Annotated in this window: 16 protein-coding genes; 8 read left to right on the top strand and 8 right to left on the bottom strand. The window is 32.6% G+C overall.

The genetic code is table 11. The annotated features are described in order from the left end of the window. The first annotated feature begins 1 nt into the window (after position 1). Both FOF46_RS02325 and rlmB read left to right on the top strand, forming a co-directional pair. Complete coding sequence (locus tag FOF46_RS02325) at positions 2–1,393, top strand: SusD/RagB family nutrient-binding outer membrane lipoprotein (protein WP_235010918.1); 1,392 nt, start codon at positions 2–4, stop codon at positions 1,391–1,393. A 105-nt stretch (positions 1,394–1,498) separates the two neighbouring features. After that, positions 1,499–2,233: a 23S rRNA (guanosine(2251)-2'-O)-methyltransferase RlmB gene (rlmB, locus tag FOF46_RS02320; RefSeq protein ID WP_109435187.1), complete on the top strand. Its 735-nt coding sequence runs from the start codon at positions 1,499–1,501 to the stop codon at positions 2,231–2,233. Positions 2,234–2,244: 11 nt separating this feature from the next. On the opposite strand, the gene FOF46_RS02315 is transcribed toward rlmB, so the two are convergent. Continuing rightward, positions 2,245–3,006 carry a rhomboid family intramembrane serine protease gene (locus FOF46_RS02315; protein WP_109435188.1) on the bottom strand — a complete coding sequence of 254 codons (762 nt, stop codon included), beginning with the start codon at positions 3,004–3,006 and terminating at the stop codon, positions 2,245–2,247. Between the two features lie 163 nt (positions 3,007–3,169). On the opposite strand from FOF46_RS02315, the gene FOF46_RS02310 reads away from it, so the two are divergent. After that, entirely contained in the window at positions 3,170–4,447 is a 1,278-nt protein-coding gene (locus FOF46_RS02310; protein WP_109435261.1) for a replication-associated recombination protein A, read from the top strand. 48 nt (positions 4,448–4,495) lie between these two features. Here FOF46_RS02310 and FOF46_RS02305 read toward each other — a convergent pair whose 3' ends face one another. From FOF46_RS02305 to radC, 6 genes are all read right to left on the bottom strand, one after another. Continuing rightward, positions 4,496–5,290: a hypothetical protein gene (locus tag FOF46_RS02305; protein ID WP_109435189.1), complete on the bottom strand. Its 795-nt coding sequence runs from the start codon at positions 5,288–5,290 to the stop codon at positions 4,496–4,498. Positions 5,291–5,295: 5 nt separating this feature from the next. Continuing rightward, the gene (locus FOF46_RS02300; protein ID WP_109435190.1) at positions 5,296–6,681 is read right to left on the bottom strand and encodes a DUF5723 family protein; all 1,386 of its coding nucleotides are present in this window, start codon (positions 6,679–6,681) and stop codon (positions 5,296–5,298) included. After that, positions 6,678–7,253, bottom strand: a complete 576-nt coding sequence (locus FOF46_RS02295; protein ID WP_143915339.1) for a hypothetical protein — start codon at positions 7,251–7,253, stop codon at positions 6,678–6,680. Before FOF46_RS02295 ends, FOF46_RS02300 begins: the two co-directional genes overlap by 4 nt. Before the next feature lie 51 nt (positions 7,254–7,304). Further along, complete coding sequence (locus FOF46_RS02290; RefSeq protein ID WP_109435192.1) at positions 7,305–7,991, bottom strand: YjjG family noncanonical pyrimidine nucleotidase; 687 nt, start codon at positions 7,989–7,991, stop codon at positions 7,305–7,307. After that, positions 7,981–9,288 carry a polysaccharide deacetylase family protein gene (locus tag FOF46_RS02285; RefSeq protein WP_143915338.1) on the bottom strand — a complete coding sequence of 436 codons (1,308 nt, stop codon included), beginning with the start codon at positions 9,286–9,288 and terminating at the stop codon, positions 7,981–7,983. Before FOF46_RS02285 ends, FOF46_RS02290 begins: the two co-directional genes overlap by 11 nt. Positions 9,289–9,430: 142 nt before the next feature. Next, entirely contained in the window at positions 9,431–10,129 is a 699-nt protein-coding gene (gene radC, locus FOF46_RS02280) for a RadC family protein (protein ID WP_143915337.1), read from the bottom strand. A gap of 229 nt (positions 10,130–10,358) precedes the next feature. Between radC and FOF46_RS02275 the strand changes: the two genes are divergently transcribed. From FOF46_RS02275 to FOF46_RS02265, 3 genes are all read left to right on the top strand, one after another. Continuing rightward, positions 10,359–10,802, top strand: a complete 444-nt coding sequence (locus FOF46_RS02275; RefSeq protein WP_143915336.1) for a hypothetical protein — start codon at positions 10,359–10,361, stop codon at positions 10,800–10,802. Positions 10,803–10,907: 105 nt separating this feature from the next. After that, the gene (locus FOF46_RS02270; RefSeq protein ID WP_109435196.1) at positions 10,908–11,351 is read left to right on the top strand and encodes a DUF1569 domain-containing protein; all 444 of its coding nucleotides are present in this window, start codon (positions 10,908–10,910) and stop codon (positions 11,349–11,351) included. Positions 11,352–11,356: 5 nt separating this feature from the next. After that, positions 11,357–11,956: an FMN-binding negative transcriptional regulator gene (locus tag FOF46_RS02265; RefSeq protein ID WP_143915335.1), complete on the top strand. Its 600-nt coding sequence runs from the start codon at positions 11,357–11,359 to the stop codon at positions 11,954–11,956. Here FOF46_RS02265 and FOF46_RS02260 read toward each other — a convergent pair. Further along, the gene (locus FOF46_RS02260) at positions 11,953–13,311 is read right to left on the bottom strand and encodes a UDP-N-acetylmuramate--L-alanine ligase (RefSeq protein ID WP_143915334.1); all 1,359 of its coding nucleotides are present in this window, start codon (positions 13,309–13,311) and stop codon (positions 11,953–11,955) included. The two genes, FOF46_RS02265 and FOF46_RS02260, sit on opposite strands and share 4 nt — an antisense overlap. A 414-nt stretch (positions 13,312–13,725) precedes the next feature. Between FOF46_RS02260 and FOF46_RS02255 the strand changes: the two genes are divergently transcribed. Together FOF46_RS02255 and FOF46_RS02250 are read left to right on the top strand one after the other, a co-directional pair. Next, positions 13,726–19,773 carry an alpha-2-macroglobulin family protein gene (locus FOF46_RS02255; protein WP_244299551.1) on the top strand — a complete coding sequence of 2,016 codons (6,048 nt, stop codon included), beginning with the start codon at positions 13,726–13,728 and terminating at the stop codon, positions 19,771–19,773. Positions 19,774–19,847: 74 nt separating this feature from the next. Then, positions 19,848–20,501 (top strand): DUF2459 domain-containing protein, encoded by a 654-nt coding sequence (locus FOF46_RS02250; protein ID WP_143915332.1) that lies wholly within the window; start codon positions 19,848–19,850, stop codon positions 20,499–20,501. The last annotated feature ends 31 nt before the right edge of the window (positions 20,502–20,532 follow it).

Here is a 20,532-nt window from a genome sequence, read left to right as displayed (position 1 = left end):
AATGAAAAGAATATATAAAATCAATAAGGTTTTTATTTTCATGATGGCATTAGCTTTAACGCTTACATCATGTGAATATGGTACTACAAACGAAGACCCTACCCGTCCAGGTGGTGATATTATTCCTATAAATGCGGTTATGCCAATTATGCAAACGCAATCACATAGAAATATTACAGCAGGACTAGGTCGTCTATCAGGAATTGTAATGCAACAATGGATAGGTTTTGATGCACAACAGGTAGCTTATACCAGTTATGTAATTGGTGAAACTGATACTGATAACTTTTGGGATACTGGTATCTATACAGGTTCTATGAGAGATTGTGTTGACATCATTAATAGAAGTACTGATACTGAAGGAGTAAATAGTAGAGGTGTTGCAAAAATATATCTTGCGGCTAACTTAGGTATGACTACAAACTCTTGGGGTGATGTGCCTTTCTCTGAAGCTTTTGTTGGAGAAGAAAACCTAAACCCTGCATATGATACTCAAGAGTCTATATATGCTGAAATATTCAGATTATTAAATGAGGCAGAAGCAGATTTATTAGCTACTGATGATCTTGGTTCAATTCAAGGAAGTTTAGTGACTCTTAGTAATGCTGGTTGGATAAAAGTGGCAAACGCTTTAAAAGCTCGTTACTATATCCAATTAACAAAAAGAGATCCAAATGCAGCAAATAGCGCACTTACTGCGATTGCAAATGCGATGGATAGCAATGCTGATCAAGCTCAATTTAACTTTGAGAATACTCAAAATGGTGGTAATGCTTTAGGACTTTTTGGACAAGGAAGACCAAATACTATGATCATTGATCCACAATTTGATGCATTGATGACTGGTGATCCAAGAAAACCAATATACATAGATAATTCTGGTGCAAATCCATTATTCTATGTAGATGGTGGTACAGATTTATTCTGGTCAAGATTTGATGCTCCAGGTTTATTAATGACTTATGCCGAGCAGAAATTTATTGAAGCAGAAGCTTTAGAAAGAACTGGTGGAGATGGTACTGCAGCCTTAGTTGCTGCTGTGACTGCTAATATGGAATTCATCGGTGTTGCCGCTGGAGATATTACGACATATACTGCTGGTTTAGCATTAGGAGGAACTCTTGAAGCTGATATCGAAGCTATTATTGCTGAAAAATATAAAGCTTTATATGGCAACACACCTATTGAAGTTTGGAATGACTATAAAAGAACAGGATATCCTGCTTTGACACCAAATGCAAATGGATCAAATGGATTTAACCCGTCAGGTGTAATCCCAAGACGTTGGTTGTATCCAATTTCTGAAAGGGTATCTAACCCTGGTCCTTATCAGGAAGCTATTTCTAGACAAGGAAGTCATTTATTAGATGGTGCAACTTGGGCTTTTGACTAATAAAAGTCAGACTATTAAAAATTTAAAAGAGGTTATCTGTGGATAACCTCTTTTTTTATATATAATATTCAAAACTAATTTCTATTATATATATCTTTGATCCATATGAAAGATGAATCTCTTATTTTTGGCACTAGAGCCATTATAGAAGCAATAACTGCCAATAAAAGCATTGACAAACTATTTATTCAAAAAGGGTTGCAGGGCGAACTATCTAGAGAACTCATGAGTTTGGTAAAAAAAAATAACATCACTTTTACCTATGTTCCTGTAGAAAAATTAAACAGGCTGACAAGAAACAATCACCAAGGTGTTGTAGCTTACATCTCCCCTATTGATTTTTATGATCTTGAAAACCTTGTAATGAATGTAATAGAATCAGGAAAAACACCTTTGTTTTTAATTCTGGATCAACTCTCTGATGTTCGTAATTTTGGTGCTATTATTAGAACAGCAGAATGCACAGGAGTCGATGGTATCATCATACAGAAAAAAGGGGGAGCTCCTGTGAATGCAGACACCATTAAAACTTCTGCTGGTGCCGTTTTTAAAATCCCAATTTGTAAAGTAGATCATATCAAAGATGCTATGTTTTATTTACAAGGATCTGGCATACAAGTAGTGGCTGCTACAGAAAAAGCAGAGTCTACTATTTATGACACAAATTTAACTATTCCTTCTGCAATTATTATGGGAAGTGAAGGAAAAGGCATATCTCCTTCAGTATTAAAATTAGTGGACCAAAGTGCAAAATTACCAATGTATGGTGACATTGCATCTTTAAACGTTTCTGTTGCTTGCGGTGTAATTCTGTACGAAGCCATTAGACAGCGCTTATAACAACTAGTCCATCATTCTACGTCTGGCGTTGGTGGTTTATTATCTCCTTCGGTTCTGGTTTTGTACTCATAAATTATTTCCACACTTTCTTCTGCATCTTCTTGTTCTATATTTTCTATAAAATTACCATGCTCATCAAAATGCCTTAGAAATTCATCTTCCTCAGGATTATAATCTTCAGATTCCCAAGTATACAATTGTTTTTTCACTACCCCTCTTTTTACAAAAAAACCTAATATAGCACCAGATATAATACCAGATAAATGGCCTTCCCATGAAATTTTGGGATCAATTGGCAACACATACATTACCATACTACCATAAATAAAAACAACAATAAAGGACAAAGCTATTAATCTAAAATGCTTTGCAATAATTCCCTTAAAGAATAAAAACCCAAAAAGCATATAAATTACTCCGCTTGCTCCAATATGATTTGCTGGCCTGCCCAATAACCATGTAAGAAAGCCCGTTAGGAACACTCCTACAAACAATACTTTCCAGGCGTTATTTTGATAAAAAAAGAACAATGCTGCTGACAATATCATTAACGGCAATGTATTATGCCATAAATGAGTAAGATCTGAATGAATAAAAGGAGAGAATATAATACCTCGCAACCCAACAACCGTTCTTGGATAAACTCCAAAATCATTAAAATTAATCCCTGATCTAACTTCAATCCAAAACACAATCCAGATTAGCAATACGAATAATAAAGGATACCCTATCACCCCGGTATTAAATCTAAAATGATCACTTTCTTCATTCATAACATCTATAATATATCAAAAAAAATTCCAAAACATCAAGTTCGGTTAAAATGGCAGTATTTTTAAACTTTAGTCTTACATCCTTAAACATATTAACTCATTTGTCTGTTGATTTATTTTCTATTTAGATTGATGGAAGCTTCGTAACTTTGTACGTATGGATATAAACAAACCTTTGGCAGAACGTATACGTCCCAAATCATTAGAAGAATACCTTAGTCAGGAACATCTAATTGGCAATGATGGGTCGTTGACTCAACAGATCAAAAAAGGACTCATTCCTTCCCTTATACTCTGGGGCCCTCCTGGAGTAGGGAAAACAACTTTGGCTAATATCATTGCAAATGAATCAGGAAGGCCTTTCTACACACTAAGTGCAATAAATAGCGGTGTAAAAGAAGTAAGAGAAGTCATTGACAAAGCAAAAAACAGCGGAGGGTTATTTACTGCCAAAAACCCTATTTTATTTATTGATGAGATTCACCGTTTTAGCAAATCTCAACAAGATTCTTTATTAGGAGCAGTAGAAAAAGGGTGGATTACTCTTATAGGTGCTACAACAGAAAACCCAAGTTTTGAGGTAATACCTGCACTCCTATCACGCTGTCAGGTATACACTCTTAATCCATTTGGGAGAGAAGAATTAGAAGCTTTGTTAAAAAGGGCAATGCGCGAGGATGAGTTTCTTAAACCTAAAAACATCAACCTTAAAGAAACGGATTCCTTACTTAGGCTAAGTGGCGGCGATGCACGTAAACTACTTAACATCTTCGAGTTGATAATCTCAAGTCAGGATCAAGATAAAATTACAATTACGAATGATCTTGTATCAAAACTAGTTCAGCAAAACACAGTTAGATATGACAAGACTGGAGAACAGCATTATGATATTATTTCAGCATTTATCAAATCTGTTCGCGGTAGTGACCCTAATGCTTCTGTTTATTGGCTTGCGCGAATGATTGAAGGAGGAGAAGACCTTAAATTTATCGCTAGAAGGATGATTATATTAGCCTCTGAAGATATTGGAAATGCTAATCCTACAGCTTTAATCATGGCAAACAATACCTTTCAGGCAGTGAACACTATTGGATACCCAGAAGCCCGAATAATACTAAGTCAATGCGCTGTGTATTTAGCATCCTCTCCAAAAAGCAATGCTTCTTATATGGCCATTAATAAAGCGCAGCAATTAGTAAAACAAACAGGAGATCTTTCTGTTCCTTTACACATACGAAACGCTCCTACTAAGCTCATGAAAGAATTAGGTTATGGAGAAGATTACAAATATGCACACGAGCATGAGAATAACTTTGTTAAACAAGAATTTTTACCAAAAGAAATTACGAATACCAAATTATATAATCCAGGAGATAATCAGCGAGAAAATGGTTTTAGAACATTTCTAAAAACAAGATGGGGAGATAAGTATAAATACTAGTTATTGAACCATAAAATACATCAAAACTACCTCTTGATCATAAATAGATTATTGTCTTGCAAAGGTATCAGTGATCAATTTATTCGTAACGGGGTTGATGCGTTCCAAAATGAAATTACCATATGCATCAAAATATCCATTTCCGCTTAAATCTCCCGCTTTCACGATATACGTCTTTCCATTTGTGGATTTAAAAAGTTTCCCTATAGCAACTTTCTCATCTTTTTGGAATAATTCAAATCCATATTCTTGCTTCTTAAAAACAAAACCGGTATCATTAAATAAATAAGTAATTTCTTCCTTTGAAACAGGAGCACTAGCTATTACTTCCTCTACCCTAGGCTCTTCTTTCTTTACTACTTCTTCTTTCGTAGGTGCATTTTCATTTTGGGCTACAATTTCTTCTTTATAACCACTATACGTATAATTTAGAGCCTCTACATCTTTAAATGCATCTCTTAAGGCTAATTGATACGCTTTTTTAAAATCTTTCTCCCTAGTGCTTCCTTCTGAAGATGAAAACACCACCTTACCACTACAATCTGTTAATTCAATAGTAAGCCTTGTAACAAAAACACCGTTTCTCTTTTTAACATCAGCTCTTAATGAAGAACAACCATTCCTTCTAAGTTCATCAGGCAAATTATCACTCTGTAAAAAGGCTTTAAACCCATATTTATTAAATAAAAACTTCGTGAGCGAATTAAGTTGATATGTATCATTACCCTTTAGAAAACCATAACTTTCAGGAACAATTATATACTTATAATCATTAATATTTTTTTGAGCATTACTGCTGAGCGTAAAAATTAAAACAAGCCCTAAAAACAAAGTACGTAACATATGTATCACATTATAATATTAAACCCCAGTTGCAAAGAAGCACCTCTTGCTTTTGCAAGATTAGTATATTCTAGTAAATTATTAGCCGAAATATAAAAATTAATTTTATCAATATGGGTAGATAATAGAAATCCTATGTTATTATATGAATAATCATCAATCGTGTATGTTAGTTTTGTTCTTAAGAAACTAAAGAAACGCTTGTAATAAAACAATGAAGCTGCGTATTGCGGTCTCTTGGGTCTAAACTGACTAAACAACTGTATTCCAAAAGCATCCAGATAAGGAGGTTGCTCTCCTTCGAGATAACAATTACATGTTCCATCATCATATTTATTAAAAGAATATTTAACTGATCCATTAAATTTTAGTGGTCGCATCGTCACATACGTTGTACTTAATGTATCCAAAGGAATAGCTTCTTCTAGTTCATCCAAAAAGTTTTCAGGATTTTGACCAGAGAATTGAATTGGAGTTTCAAAACCTTCAAACACATAATTACCCCGTGCGCGATAGGTTTCTACATCCTTATTATATACAATGACTCCTAAATCGTTCACACTACCTGTAATTGCAAGTTGTTCATTTATTTTATGAGTAAATCCTAAATCAATACCAAGCCCTAAATTTCCTCCCAAAAGAGCTCTGCCAATCAACTTATTTGCAATTTCTTTCCCTTCCAAATCCTTAAGACCTCTATACCCAGATGTTCTAAGTGTGACATCTGCATTACTTATTACATGCTGGTAGATATTACTTCCTTGCGGCGTTTCTAACGTTGTAAAAGTTCCTTTGTTTTTGGCACTTCTAGCATGAAATATACTAGAATAAAGTTTTGCTCTTGCCCCAAAAGTCATGCTTTTATTGACTTTTTTAGTATATCCAAAATGATATACAGCAAGTAGCTCTGCAGAACCACTTATAGTAGAAAAACGAAATGACTGATTAAGGAAATCCTGATTACCTTGGTAAGCCAAAACAGCAAAATCTTTGGGAAAATAACCGATAACATCTAATTCTTGATAAATCCCTCCAGAAAAATAGATTTTCTCATTTTTTTTACTCTTCCAACCAAAACTTACAATTTCTAATTGTTGCGTAGCAGTTAGATAGTCTTTACTTGTCAATGTATTAAGTGTAGTTTCTATTTTATCATTAATATCCCTACCATCATCTGCAAAAACGTCATAAAGCGAAGCCCCTTTTAGCCCAGCATTGACATGAATTTGAGATAAAAAAGGTACTCCAAGATGATAATTAAACCTCACATCTGCTCCTGGGTTAAGCAACAAGGATTGAGGAAGATCTGTAAAATCATATAAAGTCTCTTTATTTTGAGAATACCCAAAAAGACTTAACAAGCTTATAGCAAATAATAGGATAGCTCTCATAAGTCGTAATTAAAGAAATAAGTACCCTTAGACCTCAATTCGAGAATTCCACGCAAAGAGCTATTTAAATTCTGAACACGTATTGCAGAAATTAGTTTTGCCGTAGTTGCCAATATATTAATCGTAGCATTATCTAACGTAATTATCTGTGTAGTTACAATTGGTGTTGTACCTTCGCCGTTACCGGCATTGGCTGTAATGGTATAAGAAGGTCCTATTAAGACGTTATTATCATCCAGAAACCCAAGAGTAAATTCAAAATCCCTCTCAATAGTATTCCTGAATTCGAAAGTTAATTCTACCCGTTCCAGATTATCAACTATAAAATCAGTGCTTAGAAGATCATAATTTAATGTATCCCTAACAATAACTTCGGGCACTATAATACTTGGATCAATACCTGGATCTATAAATCGATCGGTGTCAAATCTAGAATACACAAAATCTACTTCAAAAACTGGAGTCAACACCACATCCTCTGCTTGATCAAAATCCACATCTTTTACACAAGAAGTCATGCAAGCAATCAAGCATATAATGTATAGCAATACATAGTTTTTTTTAGTCTTCATTCTGGGGCGTGTTCTTTTTTTTTATAATTAGTTAAAATACAAATACTTACACTAAAGATAGTTTTTAATTTCTTTCAATTCAGAAACTTGAATATTCTGAAAAGGCAACTCTTCTTTGTGATAATTAAAACAGATGGTATCTAGACCCACTGCTTCAGCTCCTTTAATATCAGCTTCATAATTATCCCCTATCATAATACTGTTATCAAATTTTGCACCAGATTTCTGTATTGCTTGTTCAAAAATAAATGGATTTGGTTTTTTTACTCCTGTTTCCTCACTATTAGTAATTGTATTAAAATAATGACGTATACCCGAATTTAACAACTTCTGGTTTTGCACCTCTTCAAACCCATTGGTGATAATATGTAATTCATATTTTGGGTTTAAATATTCTAATAAATCTTGAGTACCATCAATCAAATAATTATGAAGTGGTAAGAAATTTATATAATCTTCAGATATATCATCAATTACTCCTATAGAAAAATTCTTCTCAAAGCACATAAAAGCTTCTATAAGTCTTGCTCTGCGTAACTCCTCTTTATTTACTCTTTCTTCCCTATACAATTTCCAATATTTCATATTTATTGGCTGATACGTCTTTAAAAAAATATTGATATCAATATCAATATCAAACTTCTCAAAAATCAGTTTAAACGCTAATAACGAATTCCTATCAAAGTCCCAAAGCGTATGATCCAGATCAAAAAAGATATGTTCTATTTTATTTTTCATCCTCTATATTCCAAATAAATTCTAAAATTGATTTCCAAAAAGGTTGTTGCTCAAGGTCACTAAGAGATACATTACTAAAAATCGGAATAAAAACTCCATTCACCTTTTTAACTTTTTCTATATAATCTATAATTTCTTTTTTAGCAGATAACGAATCACTGATATCATTTTTAGTCCCTAAATTCACATAGCAAAAGGAGTTTATTATTAAAGGAGTTTGTACTTCATAATCTAAATCATAAAACATAAATGGAGAACATGTTCCTGCACGAAATCCTGCATACTTAGAATACCCCATTGAATAATCCTCACCGACTTCTAATTCAATAAAATTACGATATGCTTCTGGTAATTTTATTTTAAAAAAAGAACACATTGTATACCGTAATCTCCTGTTTAAAATCGTTTCTATACGTAATTTTTCCTTTTTTAAAACCAATAAATCACAAACAGCCTCATAAGATGCTTTAAGACCTACATCCATATAATCAGCTATATGTTTAATAACGGTTTGATGTTGTGGCCTATTGTAGCCAACATTTTTTTCGTAATTAGAATAATCTCCTAATCCAAATAATACTTTAGCTTTTCTCCTTTTGTTTTTCTGAAGCTTTATTATAAAATCAAATGTATTATAAGGATCCTTTTTAAGGCCAATCAGCACTTTTATTCTATCCCCTAACTTGTCAAGTCTTAATTTCCATAAATCCCTTAAACCTCCACCTACAGATCGCAGAATACCCTTGTTTTTATATACAAACGTTTGATGTACAGAAATGACTGGTATAATTGTAAATTTCTTTTCTTGAAACATAATATCGGGATATTTTTCAAGAAGTACTTCTTTAAATTTATAAGACCAAATATCTACAACAGGATCGTGTAAGAAATCATGAGTATATGCAATGCTCTCTGTTGCTGGAAAACGTCCCATAGCATCCTTTACATGAGGCAGATATTCTTCATATCGAGTTAGCAAATAAAAAGTAGCAGCAAAAATATCAAATGGTAAAGCCGAGTCTTTATGTTTTACTTCAAAAAAACATTTCGTTTCTTCCCAATCAAAAACCTGTATATCAAGATCGTTTAACCCATGTTCAAAGAGTAAATCTGCACTTTGAAAATACAATTCCTTACCTAAAGGCTGTTTTCCATACGACAGTTTAGGACCTTCATGCGCTATAAAAGTTTCTATTTTGGAAGTCAAATCAACATTAAGTCCCAAAATTCGCTTGCAAATTTGTTTAAAAGTATAGGATACTCTAGGAGTAATTTTCTGTACGTGAATTAGTAACATATATTTTTTATAGAATGTTCTATTTTAATATTCCAAACTTTTTAATATTCTTAAAAGTAAGTTTTTATTTTTCAAACTATTCTATACCTACAACAAACAGGTCCAGAAATACCCTACTTTTTATTTAATTAAAATAACACAATTATAATATTAACTCATCTGCAAAACTAAAATAACGATCTTCTGTAACAACTATATGATCTAATAATTTAATATCCAATGTTGAACCAGCTGCTTTTAATTTCTGCGTTAAGTTTTTATCAGATTGACTGGGCCGTAAAGAACCACTTGGATGGTTATGTCCAATTATTAAGCTAGTAGCTCCATATTCTAAGGCTAGTTTAAAAACAATACGTGCATCCACCAAGGTTCCTGTTTTTCCTCCTACACTAATTTGTTTTTTACGAATTACATCATTTGCATTATTTAAAAATAACACCCAAAATTCTTCGTGCTCAAGATCACCAATAATAGGTTGAAATAGATGAAAAGCGTCTTTACTAGATGTGATTTTTGAAACTTTAGCAACACTTTCATCTTTTCTTCTTCTACCCAGTTCTAGCCCAGCAACAATAGTTATTGCTTTTGCCTCACCAATTCCCTTAAAGCTCATCAGCTGTTTTAAAGACAATTTACCTAAAGCATTTATCTCATGATTTACACTAGCCAAAATGCGTTTACTTAATCCCACTGCACTCTCTTCTCGATTGCCCGAACCTATTAATATAGCCACAAGTTCTGCATCTGTTAATACATTCTTCCCTTTAGCGATTAATTTCTCTCTTGGACGATCATTTTCACTCCATTCCTTGATAGAAAATGAAGCATTTAATTTACTCATGTCATCAATTTAATAGTTAAAAAAAGTAGGACTATCTGTCCAAAAATATAAACTATTTATCTCAAACACAATGTATTATTGAAGAATAAATATGATAAAAACCAAGTGGTATTTTTAACAATTCTTTAGAAATTCACCCCATTTATTTGTTTGAAAATGAAAGTTTTACTATATTTGGGCACCCTTAATTGAAAAATGAACATTTTAACAACTTCAAATTAACCTATTTATGAAGAATATTTTTACTTTCGTTTTACTTCTTGCAACATTGAGTTTTTACGGGCAGGATAAGAAGATTTCGTTTCTTAATTTAGTAGGAAATAACATACAAGTGCCTAATGGTTGCCAAGCTCAATCAGAGTATGAATTGCAAGCTTGTAATGGAACATCTATAAAGTGGGATTATTATACTGATGATATGTTATCTGCAGTTTTTGATGCTACGATAAGTGCTTTTGCTGAAAGTAATAGTTCTAAAAGTGAAGTAACTTTTACTTCTTTTGGATCTCAGTTAAAAGGATATAAGTTTAAAATGGGAACTACGTTTCAGTACTTTCTATATGGTACTATTAAAGATCAACCTTTAATGATCAATTTGGGTACTCCAAAAGACATTGCAACCAATGATGATTTAGATGGTTTCTTAAGTCTTTTCTTTGATGAAGTAAGTTAAAAAACATATATATACATATTTTAACAAAGGCTAATCGTAACGATTAGCCTTTGTTTTTTTTAAATATATTATTTTTGAGTATGATCATTTTAAAAATTAAGTCCTATGAAATCTTTGTTTGAAGAATCTACTCAACATGAAATTGAAAATCGCATTCATCAATTATCTGTATCGAGTAGACCAGTTTGGGGGAAAATGAATATTTCACAGATGTTTCATCATTGTCAATTTCCTTTAAAAATTGCATTAAGAAAAGAACATCCAGAGCTTAAACCCAACCTGTTTGCAAAATTGTTCTTCAAGAAATCAATGTACAATGATAAGCCTTGGAGGAAAAATTTGCCTACACATTCTAAACTCAAAGTTATTGAACAAAAGAATTTTGAAAAAGAAAAAGAAATACTCTTAAGCTTAGTAACCGAGTTTTCTAATCAAAAAGATAAAAAAGAATGGGATCCGCATCCCATGTTTGGAAATTTCACAAACGAACAATGGGGAAAAATGCAATACAAACACCTTGATCATCATCTTCAACAATTTAATGTATAATTACTGTGTATCCACCAAAACATCACCAAGAGTATAATATTGAAAATATTAAAAAAGTAGCCTTAGAGTATCCTTTTGCAACTTTAGTTTCTGCTAAAGAAAAAACACCTTTTGTGACACATGTTCCTTTAGTGTTCCACAATGATAAACTTGTAGGTCACATTGATAAAAATAACCCTCATGTAGAATTATTAAAAGACAATTATCCTGTCACTGCTATTTTTCAGGGACCTCAAACATATATTTCTCCCTCAATCTATACCACCAAATCATTACCGACATGGAACTACATCATTGCTCATGCCAGAGGAATTGTAAAAGAGATTAAAGACTCTGATATTATTAAAAGATCCATAGTGACTATGACCGAATACCTAGAAGCTCCGAATCATAGATTTGTTTTGGATCACAATGACGAAAGGATGAATCGTCTTATTAACTATATTCACGGTTTTGAAATTGACATACAACATTGGGAAGGGAAATTTAAATTGAGTCAGGATAAAGTTCCTGCAGATATAGAAAATGCAAAACAAGAATTAATCAAAAACAATCAAAACAATATTGAAGACTTTGTGAATCAATTATTTAAAAATCACTTCTAGTCTTCAACAAGTTGTTTTACCTCATCAAAATCTAACCCTCCATAGTTACCGCTACTCATTAATAATAATGCAGAATTGGTAAAATCTTTTTGTTTCAAATAATGTTGAAATTGTTCTGGATCGGTATAAATAACCAAATCATTACGATTAAAGGCTTGAGCTATTTGAGATTCTGAAACTTCATCTAATTGCTTGATTTTTACCGCATGTGGAGAGTAAAAGACCACAGCTTCATCAGCCGAATTTAAAGCACCTTCATACTCTTTTAAAAACTCTGCGTTTAAACTACTATACGTATGTAATTCTAAACAAGCGATCACTTTTCTATTTTGATATTGCTCTTTTACAGCTTTGGTAGTAGCACTTACTTTAGACGGGCTATGTGCAAAATCTTTATATGCGACCGCATTAGAACTTTCTGCAATTTTTTCTAATCGTTTTGAAGCTCCTTTAAAAGAAGCAATAGCTTCATAAAAATCATCTTCATCAATTCCCATATGCTGGCATATCCATTTGGCTCCAGCTAGATTACTTAAATTATGTCCTCCAAAAATTTCAATTGGCATTTCTCCTTCTGGAGTATCTAATAAAGTGTCCCCATCTTCTACTCTATACATTGGTGTAGTATATGGAAACTTACGGATTGGATTTTCTGTTAACTCGGCTAGTTTTTTTACTTCAACATCTTCTTCATTATATACTAATGCTCCTCCATTAACAATAGAGTTCATAAAAACTTTAAACTGATCAACGTAATTATCAAAAGTCGGGAATACGTTAATATGGTCCCATGCAATACCACTCACTAAAGCAATATTAGGTTGGTACAAATGAAATTTTGGTCTACGATCAATCGGTGATGACAGGTATTCATCTCCTTCTAAAACTATAAAATCATTCTCATCGGTAAGGTGAACCATAGTATCAAAACCTTCTAATTGTGCTCCTACCATATAATCAACTTCTTTTTCATGATAATGCAATACATGTAAAATCATGGAGGTGATAGTTGTTTTTCCATGTGATCCTCCTATGACCACACGAGTTTTATTTTTTGATTGTTCGTATAAAAATTCTGGATATGAATAGATTTTTAGTCCTAATTCTTGTGCTTTAAGAAGCTCTGCATTATCACCCTTGGCATGCATCCCTAAAATAATTGCATCAAGATCAGAACTGATTTTCTCTGGAAACCAGCCAAATTCAGCAGGAAGTAAACCATACCGATCTAATCTCGATTTTGATGGTTCAAAAATAGTATCATCACTTCCTGTTACCTGATATCCTTTCTGATGCAAAGCAATGGCTAGGTTATGCATGGCACTTCCTCCTATTGCAATAAAATGTACTCGCATAATTAACTCTTAAATCTAAGGGTAAAGATACAATTAACAACGAGCTTATAAAATAATGAAGTCATGAAAAATAACACGTCAAAAAGACAACAAACACACACATATTAAATCTTTTCCTCATTTCTAAGCGAGGATTCCTAAACAAAACGGGGATTTCCCTCAATAGTCATTTTATATAATACTATTAACTATTTTATTAGTGGTCAAATCAGTACAACGATGATTTTTAATTTATATCAACAAAATTGTTATGGCTCATTTCAAATACGTAGCTTTATAATGTTATTTACAAATTATAAGACGTTACCAAACACAATGGCATAACACTTGTTTACGTTTGTTTAACAGCCTAAAACCATTATGATGCAAAAACATATCATCCTTATTATACTATGTATATTAAACCTATATACTATGAATAGTCAAAATGATTATCAAAATGATTGGAAAAAAGTAAAAGCTTTTGATCAACAAGGACTACCAAAATCTGCGGTAGAATTAGTAGAAGCAATATATAGTAATGCAAAAAAAGAAAATAATGACAATCAGGTCATAAAGGCTTTAATTCATAAGGCAAAATACATGCTTACTCTTGAAGAAAATGCGCAGCTTACTATTATTAAGGATTTAAAAAATGAAATTAGTCAGAGTGTATTTCCTAAACAAAATATCTTAGAAAGTATCCTTGCTAACTTATACTGGCAATATTTTCAACAAAATAGATGGAAATTTTACAACAGAACTCAAACTTCTGAAAAAGTCGATGAAGAAGATTTCAGGACCTGGGATTTAGAAACTTTATTCGCAGAAGTGCATACATATTATCAAAAATCTCTTCAGAATGGAGTATTAGCACAACAAACAGAACTAAAGAAATTTGATGAAATTTTAAGCACCTCATCTGGCTCAAAAAAATACAGACCCACGCTTTATGATTTTTTAACGCATAATGCTTTAGATTTTTACAAAACTTCTGAAACCAATATTACAAAACCGGCATATGCCTTTGCAATAGACGATAAAAAATATTTACAAGAACACACTACTTTTTCATCTTTAAAAATAGAAACCAAAGACTCTTTATCATTGCAGTTTAATGCTTTGAAATTGTTTCAAAATTTAATTCAATTTCATAAAAAAGATACAACACCCGAGGCGCTTATCGAAGTAAACATTGAGCGTATTAATTTTATATATCAAAATGCCGTTTTTAATGATAAAGAAGCTATTCTTCTGGAGTCTCTGAAATCAGAAAAAACATTTTTCTCTTCTCACGAAGCTTCTGCTTTATATGATCATGAAATTGCAAATCTTTATAAAGAACAAGCCTCATCTTATATTCCAAAAGAAAATGAAACACATCGTTGGAAATTAAAAGAAGCTATCGATTTATGCGATGCTGTAAGCAAAAAATTCCCAGACTCAAGAGCTGCTAACAAATGTAAATCATTAAAGAGTCAAATTCTTCAATATCAGATTGATATTAAGACAGAAAAATATATTCCAATTCAGACTTCAGGTCGATTATTAATTACATATAAGAATTTAGACAAACTTTATTTTAAAGCTTTAAAAATTACTCCAAAACAGCTTAAAAACTTAAATGATTTATATCAAACAGAAGATCAAATAAAATTCTTAAGCGCATTAAAAGTTAGTAAAACATGGGAATCTGAAATATGTAACGAGTATGATTACCAAAGTCATACTACAGAGGTTTTATTACCAGAATTAGATCAAGGTTCATACTTAATTCTAGGTACTATTACAAAAGAGCTTTCTAAAGAAAGTATGTTTTCTTTTGGCTCGACTCAGATTACTAATTTAGCATTAATAGAAAATAGAACTCCACAAAAATCAATATTTCAGGTTTTAGATCGTAATAACGGAGCTCCAATCCCTAATGCAAAAATACATTTCAAAACAGATAACCAGAGAGGATACGGTAACAAGCTCGACAAAACTTTAGTAACCGATGAAAAAGGTCAAGCTTATCTAACATTAAACACCTACTATTATGATGTTAACATCACCGTATCGTATGAAAATGATAAAGCCCGATTTGAAGGGTATTACCTAAATCAAGGATATAACCCTAATCGTAATAATGAAAATATTAGCTCTACCTTTCTATTTACTGATCGTAGTATTTATAGACCTGGACAGACGGTATATTTTAAAGGGATTATGATGTCCTCTTCGGGTAAGGAAGACTTTAGCGTGCAGTCAAATCAAACCACTTTTGTAACTCTTAGAGATGTAAATAATCAAGAAGTAAAAACCCTAACTCTAAAAACAAATGATTACGGTTCTTTTAATGGAGAATTCATACTTCCTTCCTCAGGATTAACAGGTAATTATACTATTCAGACGAATAATTACCATAGTACTTCTTTCTCGGTCGAAGAATATAAACGCCCTAAATTTGAGACTAAATTTAATCCTGTTACCAAGACTTATAAAGTAAATGATTCTATCACACTTACCGGAGTAGCAACAGCTTATGCAGGAAGCTCAATTACTGATGCCAAAGTAGTATATCGTGTACATCGTAAGGTGCAATACCCTAGTTGGTGCTATTGGTACCCAAGGTACTCAACACAATCACAAGAAATCACACACGGCGAAACCAAAACAAATGAAAAAGGAGAATATACGATTGATTTTGCTGCAATTCCTGATCTAAATGTATCCAAGGAAAACCTTCCTATCTTTAATTATGAAGTAACTGCAGATGTTATCGATATCAATGGAGAAACAAGAAGTTCCTCTACGATAGTTAATGTCGGTTATCATGCATTGACCGCTGCTGTAACTATTCAAAATAAAATTGACAAAACTGAAAAAGATCATAAATTCACAGTAACCACTTTAAACTTAAATAATGAACCAATTGCGGCAAAAGGAACAATCAAAGTTTTTAAACTAAAAGCTCCTTCTACACCTATACGTATTCGCCCCTGGAAATCTCCAGATTATGAAGGGTTTAAAGAAGAAGAGTTCAAAAAACTGTTTCCGCATGATGCATTTAAGAATGAACATGATTATAGACAATGGCAAAAAGGAAAAGTTGTATTAGAAAAAACCTTTAATACTTCTAAAACAGAAAAGAATGAAAAAGGAACACAACAACTTGATCTTGGTACCATCAAAAAATGGGAATCAGGTAAATACGCTGTAGAACTAAATACTAAAGATCGATTCGGACAAGAAGTAAAAGACATACAATATATTACTTTATATGACCAAGGAGATAAAAGTATTAGTGATCAGCAATTGTTTGAGATCACTACCAACAAAGCTTCATACAAAACTGGAGATGAAGCGATTGTAAAATTAAGCTCTGCCTCAAAAGATATAACCATTACAGTAGATATTGAAAAAAATTATCAAATTATTGAGACGAGACTAATCAAACTTTCTAACGGAAGTAAAACCATCAAGATTCCTATTGAAAAAGAAGATCTTGGAGGGTTCTCTGTAAGTTATAGTTACCTAAACTATAACGGTTATCAAAGTGGAGCAATCACAATTGCTGTGCCTTATGAAGCAACAGAACTTAGTATAGAAACTAAAACATTTAGAGATAAGCTACTTCCTGGTCAACAAGAGACATGGAGTTTTACTATAAAAGGACCCCAAGGAGATAAAGTAAGTGCAGAACTATTAGCAAGTATGTACGATGCATCTTTAGATCAATTTAGACCACATCAATGGTATTTCAACCCGATAAACAGACCAATATACAGAACGCAATCGAGAAGACTGGCCACAAAGGGTTTTGAAATAGAAAGTTTTAGAATAGAAAACCAAAGTAGTAACTACTTCTATTCTAGAACTCAGGGATATGACCAGCTTAACTGGTATGGCTTATATTTTGGACAACAACATTATTTTAGAAGTAGAAACAAAATGATGAAATCTGCTTCTGCCCCATCACCGATGGCCTCCATGTCCAAAAAAGAAGGAATGGCCGATGAAATTGTAGCTGAAGAAGCTGAACTCAACTCAATTGAGAATGATGATAAAGCTCTTGGGGGACTCGCACGTGAACAAAAAGAGGATTCTGTGGATGCAAAAGAAGATAAAAAAGAGCCTTCTCTGGAAGGAGTAAAGATTAGAAAAAACCTTCAGGAAACTGCTTTTTTCTTTCCAAACTTGACTACGGATGCCGAAGGTAATGTAAGTTTCAATTTTACTGCTCCAGAAGCATTAACCAAATGGAAACTACAATTATTAGCACATACCAAAGAACTCAATGCAACTACAACAACTCTGGAAGCTGTAACTCAAAAAGAATTGATGATTCTTCCTAATCCTCCAAGATTTTTGAGAGAAGGGGATAAAATTGTTTTGAGCTCTAAGATATCTAATCTAGCGACAAAAGACCTTAGCGGTGTTGTCGAATTACAATTATTCGATGCAATGACCAATACTGCAATAGATACAGAATTACAAAACAATAATGTTCGACAAGACTTTAATGTAAAAACAAAAGGAAATACCAATGTATCCTGGGAATTACAAATTCCGGATAATATACAAACAGTACAATACAAAATTATTGCTAAAGCAGGAGATTTCTCTGATGGAGAACAAAATGTATTGCCTGTCTTAACTAATCGCATGCTAGTTACAGAAACACTGCCTATGTGGATTCGTTCTGATCAAACCAAAACATTCACATTAAATAAATTAAAGGATAATACTTCTAGTACGTTAAAACATCATAAGCTCACATTAGAGATGACTTCTAATCCTGCATGGTATGCTGTACAGGCATTACCATATTTGATGGAATATCCTTATGAATGTTCAGAACAAACCTTTTCTAGGTATTATGCAAATACGCTGGCAAGTCACATTGCCAACTCTAACCCAAGGATTCAGGAAGTATTTAATCAATGGAAATCGACTGATGCATTATTAAGTAATTTAGAAAAAAACCAGGAATTAAAATCTCTTATGATCCAAGAGACTCCCTGGTTACGTGATGCACAAAGTGAAACAGAGCAAAAGAAGAGAATTGCATTACTGTTTGACCTTAATAAAATGAATAATGAGTTACAATCTGCTCTTAATAAATTAAAGCAGTCTCAATATCCTTCTGGAGGTTTCCCCTGGTTTAAGGGAGGTCGAGAAAATCGATATATCACTCAACATATTGCCTCTGGTTTTGGACATTTAAAGAAGCTTGGCATCAAGCAATTTAATGGAGATACAAATAACATGCTACAAAATGCAGTTCGTTTTCTTGATCAAGAATTTGTGAGAGAATATGAAGAGCTTAAACGCTATTGTAAAAGGAATAAAATTGATATCAACAAAAATCACTTGAGCTATACGCAAATTCATTATTTATATATGCGAAGTTTCTTCCCCGATATTAAAAGAGCCAAAAATACTAATGAGGCTTGGACTTACTATCTGGGACAATCAGAAAAATACTGGCTAAGTCAGGGACTATATGCAAAAGGAATGCTTGCTCTTATATTACATCGTAATGACAAAGGCAATAGCGCTACTAAAATTATCCGATCTCTGGATGAGACAAGTGTTTCTAGTGAAGAATTAGGAATGTACTGGAAATCAAACACCAATAGTTGGTATTGGTATCAAGCACCTATTGAAACACAATCTCTTATGATTGAAGTCTTTGCCGAAGTCGAAACAGAACCAAAACGAACGAAAATCATTGATAATCTAAAAATATGGTTACTTAAGAATAAACAAACTAATCGATGGAAAACCACTAAAGCTACTTCTGAAGCTGTATATGCACTGTTACTCCAAGGAAGCGATTGGTTATCTGTTACCGATATGGTAGATATTGTCTTAGGTGATCAAAAAATCGATCCTTCTACTTTAGAAGACGTAAAAGTAGAAGCTGGAACCGGTTATTTTAAGACTTCGTGGAATGGAAGTGAAATACAACCGAATATGGCTACGGCCAAAATCTCTAAAAAAGGGAAAGGTATTGCCTGGGGAGCTTTATACTGGCAATATTTTGAGAATCTAGATAAAATCACTCCCGCTAAAACTCCATTATCTTTAAAGAAAAAATTGTTTGTTAAGCAGAATACTGATAAAGGAGAAGAAATTACAGAAATTACTTCTAAAACCAAATTAGAATTAGGTGATTTGGTTCGGGTACGAATTGAATTGAGATCTGATCGTACTATGGAATTTGTACATATGAAAGACATGAGAGCTTCTGGTTTAGAACCCATTAATGTGATTTCACAATATAAATGGCAAGATGGTCTTGGGTATTACGAAAGTACTAAAGATGCCTCGACTAACTTTTTCTTTGACTATTTACCTAAAGGAGTCTATGTTTTTGAATATGATTTAAGAGTAAACAATAAAGGGAATTTTTCTAATGGTATTACCACAATACAAAGCATGTATGCTCCAGAATTCTCTAGTCATTCTGAAGGAGTGAGAGTAAACATACAATAATGTAAAATTATTTTTTAAGTATTTTTATAGACCTCACAATTTGTGAGGTCTAATTATAGTATACATCCCCTAATATGAAGATCATTAAAAAAGTATTTAAATCTATAGGAGTATTTCTCGCTCTTCCGATGTTATATATTATAATATCATTAATCCTTACCTATATACCTGTAAACAAACAAGAAAACAAGAACAAAATGACACATACTGTATATCTAAACTCTAATGGTATACATCTGGAAATCATTATTGCAAAAAACGATTTAAACAAAACTATCCTAAAGGATCAGGTATACAATTCCCAAACTCGGTATTTCTCATTTGGATGGGGAGATAAAAACTTTTATGTAGAGACTCCTACCTGGGCTGATTTTACTTTTATGAACGGATTTCAAGCATTGTTCCTTAATAGTCAAGCATTATTACATGTTACTAGATATTCTTCAGTTCAAAAAAATTGGGTGGCAATAAAAATAAATCAAGCACAATTAAAACAAATTAACCTCTATATAAGTGACACATTTCGATTAGATTTTCAAAATAAAAAAGTGCTGTTACCTGGTTTAGGCTACACCAAAAATGACGATTTCTATGAGGCTCTTGGAAACTATACTTGTCTCAACACCTGTAATAGTTGGATAAATACTGGATTAAAACAAAGTAATATGAAAGCTTGTCTATGGACTCCATATGATTTTGGATTAATAGCTATGTATAAAAACAAATAAAACGACCTTGTTTTGAATACAAAGTCGTTTC

Source organism: Aquimarina algiphila, assembly GCF_007489275.1.
GTDB lineage: Bacteria > Bacteroidota > Bacteroidia > Flavobacteriales > Flavobacteriaceae > Aquimarina > Aquimarina algiphila.
Note: the sequence above shows the minus strand (reverse complement) of the source record. Positions and strands in the feature narration are given on the sequence as shown.

Excerpts from the sequence above, each read along its gene's own strand:
- FOF46_RS02290 (WP_109435192.1), bottom strand. The coding sequence starts at position 7,991 with ATGAAAAATAAAATAGAACATATCTTTTTTGATCTGGATCATACGCTT.
- rlmB (WP_109435187.1), top strand. The coding sequence starts at position 1,499 with ATGAAAGATGAATCTCTTATTTTTGGCACTAGAGCCATTATAGAAGCA.
- FOF46_RS02295 (WP_143915339.1), bottom strand. The coding sequence starts at position 7,253 with ATGAAGACTAAAAAAAACTATGTATTGCTATACATTATATGCTTGATT.
- FOF46_RS02305 (WP_109435189.1), bottom strand. The coding sequence starts at position 5,290 with ATGTTACGTACTTTGTTTTTAGGGCTTGTTTTAATTTTTACGCTCAGC.
- radC (WP_143915337.1), bottom strand. The coding sequence starts at position 10,129 with ATGAGTAAATTAAATGCTTCATTTTCTATCAAGGAATGGAGTGAAAAT.
- FOF46_RS02255 (WP_244299551.1), top strand. The coding sequence starts at position 13,726 with ATGAATAGTCAAAATGATTATCAAAATGATTGGAAAAAAGTAAAAGCT.
- FOF46_RS02315 (WP_109435188.1), bottom strand. The coding sequence starts at position 3,006 with ATGAATGAAGAAAGTGATCATTTTAGATTTAATACCGGGGTGATAGGG.
- FOF46_RS02260 (WP_143915334.1), bottom strand. The coding sequence starts at position 13,311 with ATGCGAGTACATTTTATTGCAATAGGAGGAAGTGCCATGCATAACCTA.
- FOF46_RS02325 (WP_235010918.1), top strand. The coding sequence starts at position 2 with ATGAAAAGAATATATAAAATCAATAAGGTTTTTATTTTCATGATGGCA.
- FOF46_RS02250 (WP_143915332.1), top strand. The coding sequence starts at position 19,848 with ATGAAGATCATTAAAAAAGTATTTAAATCTATAGGAGTATTTCTCGCT.
- FOF46_RS02285 (WP_143915338.1), bottom strand. The coding sequence starts at position 9,288 with ATGTTACTAATTCACGTACAGAAAATTACTCCTAGAGTATCCTATACT.
- FOF46_RS02300 (WP_109435190.1), bottom strand. The coding sequence starts at position 6,681 with ATGAGAGCTATCCTATTATTTGCTATAAGCTTGTTAAGTCTTTTTGGG.
- FOF46_RS02270 (WP_109435196.1), top strand. The coding sequence starts at position 10,908 with ATGAAATCTTTGTTTGAAGAATCTACTCAACATGAAATTGAAAATCGC.
- FOF46_RS02275 (WP_143915336.1), top strand. The coding sequence starts at position 10,359 with ATGAAGAATATTTTTACTTTCGTTTTACTTCTTGCAACATTGAGTTTT.